Origin of the sequence: Arthrobacter sp. ISL-69 (assembly GCF_018613775.1) — a bacterium.
In the GTDB taxonomy this organism is placed as follows: Bacteria; Actinomycetota; Actinomycetes; order Actinomycetales; family Micrococcaceae; genus Arthrobacter.
The window spans coordinates 98,526-112,365 of record NZ_JAGGPO010000021.1; the positions used below are offsets into that span (position 1 = coordinate 98,526).

Genomic DNA, 13,840 nt, shown 5'->3' on the forward strand with positions numbered 1-13,840 from the left:
CGCCCCGGTTGCCGGCCGGATGGCCGGACGCCGGGGCGTTGACGGTGCTGTTAGCGGCCGCGGGCTGCTTTGCGGTCCGGCCGGGCTTTGTAGGGGTCGATTCCCTTGGGGATGGGGAGGCGGTTTCCCAGCGAGGAGATGCGCTTGGACACTGCGCTCACTTCGAGCTTGGTGAGTTCCTTGTCCAGCTTGTTCATCTTCTTGGCGACCTGGCTGAGGGGAACCTGGCCTTCGCCGCGGCCCGTCTCGATGACGTGCACGGTGACGTTGGGCAGGATGCGCGCCAGACGCTTGCGTTCCGCATCGACCAGCGGCCTGACGCGGTGCGTGGGGCCTTCACTGACCAGGACGACGCCGGGGCGGCCGATGGCGCGGAACACGGCGTCCTGGGTGCGGGGATTGACGGCGACGGGCTGGTCTTCGGTGATCCAGCCGCGCTTCAGCGTGCCGAGGGCTGCGCCGGATGCACCGGGCTGGTTCTCGATCTGGGCAAAGGCGGCCCGCTCAGCCCGGCGGGAGAGGATCAGGGTGGCGGCAAGAAGACCAAGCGGGACACCGATGATCAGGCCCGTGATCCAGTTTTCGAGCAGGTAGCCCACCAGGAAGCTGACAGCCACGACGCCCAGGAAGGAGAGCAGCATGAGCCAGACCACCATGGGATCATGGCGGCGGGTCATCTGGAAGACTTCGTTGATCTGCTTCAGCCTGCTGGGCTTTTTGACCTTGGCTTCCTTCGGCTTGCGAGAGAAGAGGCCACGCTTCGGAGCGTCGGAGGCTGCCGGAGTCGGATTGCTGGAATCAGGGGAATTCGCCATAGTGCCTTAATTCTACGTGATTTATGCCTGAGGGCCGGACGCCGGAGTGCTCCGGTTCCGGCCCTCGGGCACGTTTGTTGCGAAAGGCCCTAGGAGTGCGCTGCGATCAGGGAGCTGGCTTCCTGGCGGGTGCTGCCTGAGCTTTCGATGTGTGCGAGTTCTGCGGGGATTTCCCAGCCCTTTTTGCGCATGGCGGTGGCCCAGAGGCGTCCGGCGCGGTAGGAGGACCGGACCAGCGGGCCGGACATGACGCCGAGGAAGCCGATTTCCTCGGCCTCGGTGGCGAGGTCGACGAATTCCTGCGGCTTGACCCAGCGGTCCACCGGGAGGTGGCGTTCGGAGGGGCGCAGGTACTGGGTGATGGTGATCAGGTCGCAGCCGGCGTCGTGCAGGTCCTGGAGGGCTTCGGAGATTTCCTCGCGGGTTTCGCCCATGCCCAGGATCAGGTTGGACTTGGTGACCATGCCCAGGTTCCGGCCCTGGGTGATGACGTCCAGGGACCGGTCGTAGCGGAACGCCGGGCGGATGCGCTTGAAGATCCGGGGCACGGTTTCGACGTTGTGGGCGAAGACCTCGGGCCTGGAGTCGCAGATCGCGGCGATGTGTTCGGGCTTGCCGGAGAAGTCCGGGATCAGCAGTTCCACGCCGGTGCCGGGGTTCAGTTCGTGGATCTTGCGGACCGTTTCGGCGTAGAGCCAGACGCCCTCGTCGGCCAGGTCGTCGCGGGCCACACCGGTGACGGTGGCGTAGCGCAGCTGCATGGCCTGGACCGAGCGGGCCACCTTGGTGGGTTCGAACATGTCCACCGGGGAGGGCTTGCCGGTGTCGATCTGGCAGAAATCGCAGCGCCTGGTGCACTCGGAGCCGCCGATCAGGAAGGTCGCTTCCTTGTCTTCCCAGCACTCGAAGATATTGGGGCAGCCGGCCTCCTCACACACGGTGTGGAGGCCCTCCTTCTTGACCAGGTTCTTGAGCTGGACGAACTCCGGGCCCATCTGGACCTTGGCCTTGATCCATTCGGGCTTACGTTCCACCGGAGTGGCCGCATTTCGCTGCTCAATGCGCAGCATCTTCCGGCCTTCTGGTGCCAGTGTCACAGTAGAGCTCCTTCGGGGATTGAAACGAGTGCTTCTTCGTGCTTGCGGAATTCTTCCACGAACCGGTCCGCGATATCGCCGGGGGCGATGTTCCTGCCCGCTTCGATCGACATCGTGGTGACGCCGGCGTCGGTAATGCCGCAGGCAATGATCTGGGCATACGGTGCCAGATCATTGTTGCAGTTCATGGCGACGCCGTGCATTGTGACCCCGTCCAGGACCCGGATGCCGATCGCGGCAATCTTTCGGTCCGGTCCCTTGCTGTCCGCCTTGATCCACACGCCGGCGCGTCCCTTGATCCGCTCGGCGTTGATGCCGTAGTCGGCCATGACTGCGATCATGACGGCTTCGAGCCGCTCCACGTAATCGCGGATGCCCGACCGGTTCTTAAGCTTGAGGATCGGGTAGGCGATCAACTGGCCGGGACCGTGCCAGGTCAGCTTGCCGCCCCGGTCAACGGCCACGACGGGTGTTCCGTCGAACGGCCGTTCGTGGTCTTCTGTGAGCTTGCCAGCCGTATAGACGGCGGCGTGCTCGAGGAGCAGGACTGTGCTGGGCGCCTCAGCTGCGACGACTTTGTCATGGAGTTCGCGCTGGATGTCCCAGCCCTTCACGTAATCAACGAAATCCGGAGAAAGACCCAGCGTGGAAAACTCAAGAGTCATGGCATCCAGCTTAGACCCCGTCCGCCGTGGTGCCCGATTCTGTGGTCAACCTCTCACCGAGGACCGCCGAAGGGTGGGGGTACCTGTGGATAACTTCTGCGGGATTCTGCCGATTCCGCTATTCCTTGGGTATGGAGAAATTCGGGCACGACGGCGGCACGTACGACGGCGATGCGGCACCTCCTGACGGGGCCGCTTCCCACGATGTGCTGGGCGGGCCGCCTGGAGGAGCGGTCCCGGAGATTTCCGGTTATGTGGTGGGCCGGGAACTCGGCCGCGGCGGAAGCGCCAGCGTGTGGCTTGTCCGGGAGGAACGGACCCTCCGTGAGTTTGCGGTGAAGTGCTTCGACCCGCCGGAAATCCTGTCACCGTCAGTGCACGACGCCGGTGATCCCGGTATGGTGCGGCGGGACAGGGAGGAGAACGTACGCCGTGAACTGAGGATTCTCTCCACGCTGGATCATGATCACCTGGTGAAGGCGCACCATGTGGTCCGGCTCCGCGGGGCAGCCTACGGCGGCCTTGGGCTGGTCATGGACTACGCGGCAGGCGGATCCCTGGCCCAACTCGTCAACTGCCGTGGCCCGCTGGGCGTGGGGGAGACGGTAACGGTCCTGACGCCCATTGCCCAGGCCCTGTGGTACCTGCACGGCAAGGGCTTCATGCACTCTGATGTCGCGCCAGGCAACGTGTTGTTCACCGCCCACGGCAAGCCCCTACTGGCGGACCTTGGCATCACTCGCATGGTGGGCGACGCAGCTGCCTCTTTCCCTGCCGGTACTGATGGGTTCCTGGACCCGGCGCCGGTGGACGCCCTGAGGGCGGGGCTGCAGCCCGAACGGGATGTCTACTCGGCTGCGGCCGTCGGCTGGTACTGCCTGACCGGGAAGGCGCCTGAACGCGGCCCAAGCCGTCCGCCGCTGTCCCTTGTGGTCCCGGATGTGCCCGCCGCCCTGGCCGCAGCGTTGGAAGCGGGCCTGAAGGAGGACCGGCGGGAACGGCCTACGGCCTTGGAATTCGCGGCTGCCATCTATAGCAGCGCGGACGCCGCCCCTGTGGACCTTGCCGGTGCCGTCCACCCCACGGTGTTGCCCGAGCTGCTGACCCGCCGCAACCTTCCGCCGTCACGCACCGCCCGCCGTGCAGCGACGCTCCGCGCCTGGCGCCGCCGCCTGGGCGCTGCAGGCGGTCCAGTCAAACGGAAAGTCCGCGCCCCGGGCCGGCATGCCGGGGGAAAACGGCCGTGGGTCCGCGCTGCGGTGGCAGCGCTCGCCTGCCCGGGGATCGCGTCCGCGTGGTTCCTGGCCGGGTCACAGCAGGCAGCCGCCCCGGATTCGGTGCAAGCGCCGCCGCGACTGGCACAAGATGTTCTGCCGGGTACCGCCGGCGACCCGGTCCAAACGGATGCCAGGCAGCTGGCGCTGTCGCAAAATCCCGAAGAGGCGGCCAGGGGGCTGGCACAGCTAAGGTCGGCTGCGTTCAGCTCAGGGAAACTCGAGCTCCTCGACGAGGTCAATCTGGAGAATTCCCCGGCAGCCGCGGCCGACGCCAGGATCAGCGGACGGCTCCGTGACACCGGACATGTCCTGGCCGGCTTCGTCACCACCCTGACGCGTGCCGAGACAGAGCCTGACGGCTCCGACTCGCGGGCCGTCGTCGCCATCACGGCGGTCACCTCCGCCTACCAGGAGACCGATGCCGGTGGAAGTGTCGTGGCCGCGGAAGCCGCCGGTTCGGAGCAGCGGCTACGCCTGGTCCTGATCAGTTCCGGCGGGCGCTGGCGGATCCAGGAGATCCTGCCTGCGAGCTAGTTGACTTACGCCTGGTTCCGGCCGGTGGCCCAGGCCGCTGCCTGGGCAAGCGAGGGATGCTGCCATTTGAATCCGGCCTCGGCCAGCATGGCGGGCTCCATGCGCTGGCTTCCCAGCAGGAGTTCATCGGCCAGTTTGCCCATGACCAGACGCAGAACCGGAGCGGGAACCCGGAACAGGGCCGGCCGGTGGAGGGCGCCGGCAAGCCTGGCAACCAGGGCATTGACGTCCACGGTTTCCGGGGCACAAAGGTTGACCGGGCCGGCCACCGGTGCCGACAACAGGAAACCGAACGCGGAGGACACGTCGGGCAGCGTCATCCAGGGCCAGCATTGCCTGCCGTTTCCCAGCGGGCCGCCGACGCCCAGCCGGAGCAAAGGCAGCAGCCGTCCCAGCGCGCCTCCGGACCTGCTGAGGACCACCCCCGTCCGGGGCGTGACAACACGGACGCCTGCCGGGGCTCCGTGTGCGGCCGCTTCCCACTCATGGCAGATCCGTGCCATGATGCCGCTGCCGTTCGGCGAGTTCTCGCGAAGCACGGCGGTACCGCGGTCACCGTAATAGTTGGAACCTGACTGGCTGATGAAGACCTGCGGCGGCTGCTCCAGCTTCGCCATCGCCGCTGCCAGGGTGCGGGTCGGGTCCAGCCTTGAGCGGAACAGCTCATCAATGCGTCGCCGGGTCCATGGGCGGTCGCCGATCCCCGCCCCGGACAGGTTGATGACGGCGTGCGCGCCTTCAAGATGGGCTGGATCAAGCTGCCCGGCCGCAGGATCCCATCGAAATTCGCCGGCCGTTGCCGGTGCCCTGCGCACCAGCCGGATGACCTCATGGCCACCGGAGCGCAGATGGGCGGACAGGTCGGTTCCGATGAGGCCTGAGGCGCCGGCCATGATGATTCGCATGATCCATCTCACCATGCCCGGCACGGCCGCGGAACCTCCCGACCGGCCCGCCGACTTTGACTATGATCGAACGATGACCTCTTCGAGCTACTTTCGTTTCCCGCATGTGCACGGCGATCTGGTCACCTTCGTGGCCGAAGACGACGTCTGGATTGCACCCCTGGACGGAGGTCGCGCCTGGCGTGTTTCCTCCCTTCAGCTGCCCGCCCGCAATCCGCGCTTTACGCCCGACGGCAAGCGCCTGGTATGGACCGTGGTGCAAGGAACGGCACCGGAAGTTGTGACCGCAGACGTCGAGGGCGGCGGATACCGGCAGCTGACGTACTTCGGCCACAGCTCGACCCGGGTCAAGGGCTTCACCGCTGCGGGCGACGTCCTCGTCACCAGTGCGTTCCGGCAGGCCGAAAGCCGCCACACGCATGCCTACAGCGTCCCGCTCGAAGGCGGCTGGTCGGAGGAACTGGCGTTCGGACCGGTCGAGTCGGTGGCGTTCGGCCCTGAGATCGGCGATGAGCGCCCCGTGGTGGTGGCCAGTGTGCTCTCACGCGAGCCTGCCTGGTGGAAGCGATACCGCGGCGGAACCGCCGGAAAGCTCTGGATCGACGCCGACGGCAACGGCGAGTTCGAACGGCTGGTCCCGGAGCTGGACGGCAACCTGGCGGATCCCATGTGGGTTGAGGGACGGGTGGCTTTCCTTTCCGACCACGAAGGCTACGGGAACCTGTACTCGGTGCTCCCCAACGGCAGGGGGCTGCGCCGCCACACCGATCACGAAGATTTCTATGTGCGCCACGCTGCCACGGACGGCAAGCGCGTGGTGTTCGAATCCGCCGGCGAGCTCTGGCTGCTTCCCGACCTGGGTGCCGACGCAGTCAAGCTCGACATTTCGCTGGGATCGGCCTCCCAGGGGCGGAGGCCGGCACTCCTGAAGACCGCCCGTCACCTTGGCGCTGTCATTCCGGACCACACCGGTTCCTCCAGCGCCGTGGAGGCGCACGGCACCATCCACTGGCTCCGCCACAAGGACGGACCGTCCCGCGTTGTGGAGGCCACACCGGGTGTTCGTGCCCGCCTGCCGAGGCCGCTGGGTGAGGGCCGCATTGCCTACGTTGCCGACCATGACGGCGTGGAGGCACTGTACATCAACGAAATCGCTCCGCAAGTGGCGAGTTCGCAGGCCGCGCCGGTCACACGGCCCCAGCCGGCAGCAGCCGGGCAGGAGCCGGGAACGCCGCTGCCCAAGCCCGTCCCGGCGTCGGGGATGAACCGTCCGGGCGTCGAGTCGCCTGCGGGGGATGACTCCGCGCCCGAGTCCGTTCCCGGCGCTGGCGGAAACACAGCCGCAGCACAGGGTGCCGAGGGCGCGGGAGACGTTGCGGGCGGAGCGCCGGCAGATGCGGCCCTCACCGCAGGCGGCGGGGCCGTCGCGGGGGCCGCGCGCCTCAAGAAGGTCGATTTCCCCAAATCCACCCGGGCGAGTGCCATGGAGGCCAGCCCGGATGGCCGCACCCTGGCCGTGGGGACCTCCTTTGGCGATGTCTACCTGGCCGACACCCGGACCGGGAGCATCAAGCTCGTCACCAGCATCGGCGAGGGCACGATCGACGGCCTGTGCTGGTCGCCGGACTCGGCCTGGCTCGGGTGGTCAGAGCCGGTCACTTCCTTTGGCTCACGCAGCCGGCTCCGGATCGTCCGGGTGGACGATCCCGAGTTCAAGGTCGTTGACGTCACGGACGGACGCTTCCGCGACGCCTCGCCGTCCTTCACCCCTGACGGCAAATTCATCGCGTTCCTCTCGAACCGCAGTTTTGACCCGGTCTACGACGGACACTCCTTTGATCTGTCCTTCCCCAGCCCCATCAAGCCCTACCTGGTTGCGCTCGCTGCCGACACGCCGTCGCCGTTTGGCCCCTCGGTGGACCTCGTGGACGGACCGGACGGTGAAAGCGGCCCGGATGCCGATGGAAACCGGGCCGGCGGAACCGGTGACGGCGTCCCTGCTGTCCGGGTGGATGCTGAAGGACTGGCCCACCGCGTGATCGGAGTCCCGGTCCCGCAGGGCAACTATTCGGCCCTCGAGGCTACGCCCGGCGCTTTGCTCTGGCTGGACAATGCACTCGCCGGCGTCACCGGCGACGGCCGGGCCACGACGGACGACAAGGACGCCGCACCGGGACTGGTGCGTTTTGACATGGCCAAGCGCAAGACGGCCACCATCGTGGACGCCCTGGACAGCTACCGGGTGTCCGGTGACGGCAGGAAAGTGGTCTTCCTGCAGGACAAGCAGATCCGGGTGGCTCCTGCCGACGCCAAGGCCGACGAGGACTCCGGCCAACTGGTGAAGGTTGATGTCAGCCGCATCCGTGTGCTCATGCATCCGCTGAGCGTGTGGGGCCAGGCGTTTGACGAAGCCTGGCGGCTCCAGCGTGACTTCTTCTGGACCGAGGACATGGCCGGACAGGACTGGGAGTCAGTGCACCGCCGTTACCGTCCCCTCGTGGACCGGCTGGGGTCGCATGACGACCTCGTGGACCTTTTGTGGGAACTGCACGGCGAACTGGGGACATCCCACGCCTATGTTCGTCCGGTGGCTGTCACTGAAAACGGCAGCAACGGGCAGGGCCGCCTGGGCGCGGACCTGGCCTTCACCGGAGCGGGCTGGGAAATCGCCCGCATCCTGGCGGGCGAGTCTTCGGATCCGCTCGCAACCTCCCCGCTGACGCGGCCGGGAGCGGACGCCAAGGCCGGGGACATCCTGCTCGCCATCGACGGGGTGGAACTTTCGCAGACACTGACTCCCGCCATGCAGCTCGTCGGTGCGGCGGGAAGGGCCGTGGAGCTGACCCTCCGCAACGGCGCAGCCCACGGCGCGGCGGCAGGCGAGCATCGCCGCATCGCCGTGGTGCCGGTCAAGGACGAGGAGCGGCTCCGCTACCAGGAGTGGGTTGCCGGCAACCGGCGGACGGTGCGGGAAGCGTCCGGCGGAACCTACGGCTACCTCCATATCCCGGACATGATGGCAAACGGCTGGGCGCAACTGCACCGCGACCTTGACACCGAGACCGCCCTGGACGGACTGATCGTGGACGTCCGGCGCAACCGCGGCGGCCACACATCCCAGCTTGTCGCCGAGCTGATCGGCCGCAAGGTGACGGGATGGAGCATGCCGCGCGGCGAAAAGCCCCGGACCTACCCGCACCACGCACCACGCGGGCCGGTGGTCATTCTGACCGACGAGTTTGCCGGTTCGGACGGGGACATCATCACCCAGGTGTCCAAGCTCCGCGGCATCGGTCCGGTCATTGGCACCCGTACCTGGGGCGGCGTGGTGGGCATCGATAACCGTTTCTCCCTCGCGGACGGAACCGGAGTGACGCAGCCGCGCTACGCCACCTGGTTCAGCGGGGGAGTGGGCTGGGGTGTTGAGAACTTCGGCGTGACCCCGGACATCGAGGTGACGTTCCCGCCGCATGCCTACGCCGCAGGCAGGGACCCCCAGCTGGAATACGGCATCGGGGCCCTGAAGGAAATGATCCAGGAACTTCCCACGGACCGTCCGCCGCTGCGTGAAGGCTACCGGCGGCTGCTCCCGGCGCCCCTGCCAGCCCGCACCAACCAGGGCTAAGCCGGCCGCCGGCCGGGACACACAAAGGCCCCGTTTCCTGCCCTGATCATCAGGGCAGGAAACGGGGCCTTTGCCGTGCGGCTGCCGGAGCGGCCGCACGGCTGAAGCCTAGGAAGCTGCGAGTGTGGCCTCCATGGTGATGTCGATGCTGGCCAGTGCGCCGGAAACAGGGCAGCCGACCTTGGCTTCCCCGGCGATCTTCTGGAAGTCCTCTTCGGAAATGCCCGGGATCTTGGCGCTCACGGTCAGGTGGCTGCCGGTGATGCCGGTGCCCGGCACGAAGGTGACATCGGCCTTGGTGTGGACCTCGTCAACGGTGAAGCCGGCCTGGCTGAGCGCGAGGCTGAACGCCATGGAGAAGCAGGCCGAGTGGGCTGCGGCGATCAGCTCTTCGGGGCTGGTCTTACCTTCCGACTGTTCTGCGCGGGCACGCCAAGTGACCTCATAGGTGCCCAGTCCGGAGCTGTCCAGCGTGGTGTTGCCGGACCCCTCGAACAGGTCGCCGTTCCATACGGTGTGCGCGGTGCGTGTTGCTGCCATATCCACTCCTCAGCTTAGATTTGATCCGGTCCGGGCTTCCGCCCAAACCTTCCGGATCAATCCTATGGATTCAGGACCCGCAGCGCACGGGCTGTCCGCTGTCAGAGGATTATGACCGTCTACACTGGCGCCATGGGAACCCAACGCCGCAGGAACCAGGCCGCTGACATTTCACCGCAGGCGCGGATCGCCGCCATCATGGTCAACGCGGGCAACGCCGAAGAGCTGGCCACATTCTGGGCGGCGCTGCTCGGCACCACCGTTTCTGCACGCTTTGACCAGTTCGTCTGGCTGAAGCCGGCATCGCCGGGAGCGCCGCAGCTGGCCTTCCAGGAGGTCCCTGATGCCACACCGGGACGGCGGCGGCTGCACCTTGATGTCCACGGCCCCGATCCGGACGGCCTGCGCGCCCACGCTGAATCGTTGGGCGCGGTCTTTGTGGAAGGACATGACATCGGCGACTTCCACTGGGACGTGATGCATGATCCCGAAGGCAACGAATTCTGCATAGCCCGGGACTGACCAGCCCGCAGTCGAGAGGCGGGAACGACGACGGCGACGCCCCCTGGCCGGGAGCATCGCCGTCGTCGTTGGTCGCCGGGGTCGTTGAAGCAGTTACTGCCAGAGAGTGGCGATAGCCACGTTCAGCAGCGCCAGGCCGCCCACGCTGTGGGCCAGGCCCTTGCTGATCGGCTCATCCTTCTTGTACTTGCGGCGGCCGATGAAGGCCAGCACGCCGACAGCCAGTGCAATGGCGAACTTGATGCCGAGCTTGAAGTAGTTCGCGTCCATGTCCAGGGCCGGGATGAGCCCCATCATCACGATGCCGGTGATGAGCTGCAGGGCGGCGCCGTCGAACTGGCGGGGGTGCACCGTGGGTTTTTTCATGTTGCCGATCCAGATGCCGACAATCATCGCTGCGCCGACGATGTGGAGGAAGACCATGATGTTATAAACGATGTCCATGGGGCCAGTCTAGCCAGAGGGTTCTACGCTTCGTAGTAAGCCCCGCGGGAAGCTTTGGCGACGATTCGGTAACCAAAAACGGCGGCGGTGCAGGCCATCCGGTGGTTTCCCACCGGGCCTGCACCGCCGCCGTTGTTTGACGCTAAGGCTTACAGCCCCAGATCCGCCTCGAAGGCACCTTCTTCAAGGCGGGCCTTCAGGGTCTGCAGGAAGCGGCCCGCATCAGCGCCGTCCACCAGGCGGTGGTCGTACGTCAGGGACAGGTACATCATGGAGCGGATGGCGATCGAGTCGTCACCGTTCTCATCGGCCACCACCACGGGGCGCTTGACGATCGCGCCGGTGCCGAGGATGCCGACCTGCGGCTGGTTGATGATCGGGGTGTCGAACAGTGCGCCGACAGAACCGATGTTTGTGATGCTGAACGTTCCGCCCGACAGCTCGTCCGGGCCGATCTTGCCGTCGCGGGTGCGGCCTGCGACGTCGGCGATCTTGCCGGCCATGCCGGCAAGGTTCAGGCTGCCGGCGTCAGAGATGACCGGAACCAGGAGGCCCTTGTCCGTGTCCACGGCGATGGCCAGGTGCTCGGCGTTGTGGTAGGTGATTTCCTGCTTGTCTTCGTCGTAGGCAGCGTTCACCTTCGGGTGCTGCTTCAGCGCCTCGGCTACCGCCTTGGCGATGAACGGCAGGAAGGTCAGCTTCACGCCGTTCTGTGCCTGGAAGGAGTTCTTTGCCTTGAGGCGCAGCTTGGCAATCTTGGTCATGTCCACTTCGTGGACCTGCGTCAACTGGGTGGAGACGTCCAGGGACTCGCGCATGCGGCGGGCAATGACCTGGCGGATGCGCGGTGCCTTCTGCACGGTGCCGCGCAGCGACGAGGCCGCGGTGGAAACCGGGGCAGCCGTTGCGGAGGATGCCGGCGCCGCGGCGGCAGGAGCCGGAGCTGCCTTGGCCTCGGCCGCAGCAATCACGTCCTGCTTGCGGATGCGACCGCCCACGCCGGTGCCGGTCAGGGAGGAGATGTCCACGCCCTGCTGGTTGGCGAGCTTGCGTACCAGGGGAGTGACGTAGCCGGACTCGGCCGGTGCTGCTTCTGCGGCAGGTGCCGCTGCGGCTTCCTGCTTCGGAGCCGGTGCGGCCGGGGCTTCCTGCTGGGGAGCTGCGGGTGCTTCGGCCTTGGCCTCGGCTGCCGGAGCTTCCTGCTTCGGAGCCGGTGCGGCGGGTGCAGCAGCGGGTGCGGCTGCGCCGGAGCCGATAACAGCAAGAACGGAACCAACTTCGGCGGTCTCGTCCTCGTTGACGCGGATCTCCTGCAGCGTGCCGGCAACCGGCGACGGGATCTCGGTGTCCACCTTGTCGGTGGATACCTCGAGGAGGGGCTCGTCAACTTCGACGGAGTCGCCGACGGCCTTCAGCCAGCGGGTCACGGTGCCTTCGGTGACGGATTCGCCGAGGGCCGGCAGGGTAACTTCGTGGCTCTCGCCGGAGGCGGCAGGAGCGGCTTCCGCGGCCGGGGCCTCGGCAGCTGCAGGAGCCTCGGTGGAGGGCGCTTCTTCAGCGGCGGGTGCTTCTTCGGCCGGCGCCTGCTCTGCGGGAGCTGCTTCTTCGGAAGCACCGGCCGAACCGGAGCCGTCACCAATGCGGACGAGCGGGGCGCCGACTTCGGCGGTCTCATCTTCGGCGACGAGGATTTCCTCAATCACGCCAGCAATCGGAGAGGGGATTTCGGTGTCTACTTTGTCGGTGGAAACCTCGAGCAGCGGCTCGTCCACCTCTACCCGGTCACCTACCTGCTTGAGCCAGCGGGTGACGGTTCCTTCGGTGACACTCTCACCGAGGGCGGGCAAGTTAACGGATTCAGACATGTCGTCCCCGTTCTCCTTATTGATCTTTAGTGCGGATGATTGCTGCCTTGTTCGAGCTTAGTGCACCCTGCGGATCATGCCGGGTGCACTAAGCTCAGTGTTCTTGCGGTGGTGCGGGCGGAATTACTACCCGTGGAGGGCTTTGCCCGCGAGGGCAAGGTGGGCCTCGCCGAGGGCCTCGTTCTGGGTCGGGTGGGCGTGCAGCAGCTGTGCCACGTCCTCCGGGTAAGCTTCCCAGTTCACGATCAGCTGGGCTTCGCCGATCTGCTCACCCATGCGGGAGCCGATCATGTGGACGCCGACGACGGGGCCGTCCTTCTGGCGGACCAGCTTGACCAGGCCGCCGGTGCCGAGGATGGAGCTCTTGCCGTTGCCGGCGAGGTTGTACTCCTGGATTTCCACCTGGTCGTCACCGAACTTTTCCTTGGCGCCCTTTTCCGTGTAGCCCACAGTGGCGATTTCGGGCTCGGAGTAGGTGACCTTGGGGATGTTGACGTCTTCAACGATGACGGGCTTCAGGCCGGCGATTTCCTCGGCCACGAAAATGCCCTGCTGGTAGCCGCGGTGGGCCAGCTGGACGCCCGGGACGATGTCGCCCACGGCGTAGACGTTGCCGACGCCGGTGTGCAGGCGCTCGTTGGTGATGACGAAGCCGCGGTCGATGGTGATGCCGGCGTCTTCGTAGCCAAGGTTGGCGGTTACCGGTCCGCGGCCGACGGCCACGAGGAGCAGTTCGGCTTCGAAGGTCTTGCCGTCGACGAGGGTGACCTTGACGCCGTCGTTGCTCTGCTCAACGCCCTGGAAGAAGACGCCGGTGGAGAACTTGATGCCGCGCTTCTTGAACGCACGCTCGAAGTTCTTGACGATCGCGGCGTCCTCGTTGGGGACCAGCGAGGGCAGGCCTTCAACGATGGTGACGTCCACGCCGAAGGACTTCCAGACCGAGGCGAACTCGACGCCGATGACGCCGCCGCCCAGGATGATCGCGCTCTTGGGGATGTAGTCCATGGTCAGTGCTTCGTCGGAGGTGATGACCTTGCCGCCGATTTCCAGTCCCGGCAGCGTGCGTGAGTACGAGCCCGTGGCGAGGACGATGTTCTTGCCCTTGTAGGCAGTGCCGTTCACGACGACGGTGTCGGTGCCCTGCAGCTTGCCTTCACCTTCGATGACGGTGATGCCCTTGGACTTGATCAGGCCCTGCAGGCCCTTGAACTTGCCGGCGACGATGCCGTCTTTGTAGGCGTTGACAGCGCTCATATCGATGCTGTCCAGGGTGACGTTGACGCCGTACTTCGCGGAGTCGCGGGCGTGGTCGGCGAGCTCGGCGGAGTGCAGGAGTGCCTTGGTGGGGATGCAGCCATTGTGCAGGCAGGTGCCCCCGAGTTTCCCCTTCTCCACGAGGCCTACGGTGAGGCCAAGTTGAACAGCGCGGAGGGCTGTGGCGTAACCGCCGCTGCCGCCGCCGAGTACCAGGATGTCGAATTCTTGCGCAGTTGCCTGATCGGCCACTTAGACGCTCCCTCGCGTGAACGATGACACGAGAGTACGCAT

Annotated in this window: 11 protein-coding genes; 3 read left to right on the forward strand and 8 right to left on the reverse strand. The window is 66.4% G+C overall.

What is annotated here, in order from left to right:
• Window positions 1-50 precede the first annotated feature (50 nt).
• The 3 genes from J7I79_RS16155 to lipB all read right to left on the reverse strand — a co-directional run bounded on the left by J7I79_RS16155 (window position 51) and on the right by lipB (window position 2,577).
• Window positions 51-815: a DUF4191 domain-containing protein gene (locus J7I79_RS16155; protein WP_214954876.1), complete on the reverse strand. Its 765-nt coding sequence runs from the start codon at window positions 813-815 to the stop codon at window positions 51-53.
• An 89-nt stretch (window positions 816-904) separates the two neighbouring features.
• On the reverse strand, window positions 905-1,912 hold the full coding sequence (gene lipA, locus J7I79_RS16160; RefSeq protein ID WP_214954884.1) for a lipoyl synthase: 1,008 nt from the start codon (window positions 1,910-1,912) through the stop codon (window positions 905-907).
• Window positions 1,909-2,577 (reverse strand): lipoyl(octanoyl) transferase LipB, encoded by a 669-nt coding sequence (gene lipB / locus J7I79_RS16165; RefSeq protein ID WP_214954886.1) that lies wholly within the window; start codon window positions 2,575-2,577, stop codon window positions 1,909-1,911. Before lipB ends, lipA begins: the two co-directional genes overlap by 4 nt.
• Window positions 2,578-2,708: 131 nt before the next feature.
• Between lipB and J7I79_RS16170 the strand changes: the two genes are divergently transcribed.
• A complete protein-coding gene (locus J7I79_RS16170) occupies window positions 2,709-4,388 on the forward strand; it encodes a serine/threonine-protein kinase (RefSeq protein WP_214954888.1) in 1,680 nt (559 codons plus the stop codon).
• 5 nt (window positions 4,389-4,393) lie between these two features.
• Here the strand turns inward: J7I79_RS16170 and J7I79_RS16175 are convergent, their stop codons facing one another.
• The gene (locus tag J7I79_RS16175; RefSeq protein WP_214954890.1) at window positions 4,394-5,293 is read right to left on the reverse strand and encodes a TIGR01777 family oxidoreductase; all 900 of its coding nucleotides are present in this window, start codon (window positions 5,291-5,293) and stop codon (window positions 4,394-4,396) included.
• A 73-nt stretch (window positions 5,294-5,366) separates the two neighbouring features.
• On the opposite strand from J7I79_RS16175, the gene J7I79_RS16180 reads away from it, so the two are divergent.
• Window positions 5,367-8,918, forward strand: coding sequence for a S41 family peptidase (locus tag J7I79_RS16180; protein WP_214954892.1), 3,552 nt, complete (start codon window positions 5,367-5,369; stop codon window positions 8,916-8,918).
• A 108-nt stretch (window positions 8,919-9,026) separates the two neighbouring features.
• On the opposite strand, the gene J7I79_RS16185 is transcribed toward J7I79_RS16180, so the two are convergent.
• Window positions 9,027-9,458, reverse strand: a complete 432-nt coding sequence (locus J7I79_RS16185; protein WP_214954895.1) for an OsmC family protein — start codon at window positions 9,456-9,458, stop codon at window positions 9,027-9,029.
• Between the two features lie 132 nt (window positions 9,459-9,590).
• On the opposite strand from J7I79_RS16185, the gene J7I79_RS16190 reads away from it, so the two are divergent.
• A complete protein-coding gene (locus tag J7I79_RS16190; protein WP_104176332.1) occupies window positions 9,591-9,980 on the forward strand; it encodes a VOC family protein in 390 nt (129 codons plus the stop codon).
• A 93-nt stretch (window positions 9,981-10,073) separates the two neighbouring features.
• Here the strand turns inward: J7I79_RS16190 and J7I79_RS16195 are convergent, their stop codons facing one another.
• From J7I79_RS16195 to lpdA, 3 genes are all read right to left on the reverse strand, one after another.
• A complete protein-coding gene (locus J7I79_RS16195; protein ID WP_104176324.1) occupies window positions 10,074-10,424 on the reverse strand; it encodes a hypothetical protein in 351 nt (116 codons plus the stop codon).
• 149 nt (window positions 10,425-10,573) lie between these two features.
• Window positions 10,574-12,289 carry a 2-oxoglutarate dehydrogenase, E2 component, dihydrolipoamide succinyltransferase gene (gene sucB, locus J7I79_RS16200; RefSeq protein WP_214954897.1) on the reverse strand — a complete coding sequence of 572 codons (1,716 nt, stop codon included), beginning with the start codon at window positions 12,287-12,289 and terminating at the stop codon, window positions 10,574-10,576.
• A 126-nt stretch (window positions 12,290-12,415) separates the two neighbouring features.
• A complete protein-coding gene (gene lpdA / locus J7I79_RS16205; protein ID WP_104176326.1) occupies window positions 12,416-13,798 on the reverse strand; it encodes a dihydrolipoyl dehydrogenase in 1,383 nt (460 codons plus the stop codon).
• Window positions 13,799-13,840 lie beyond the last annotated feature (42 nt).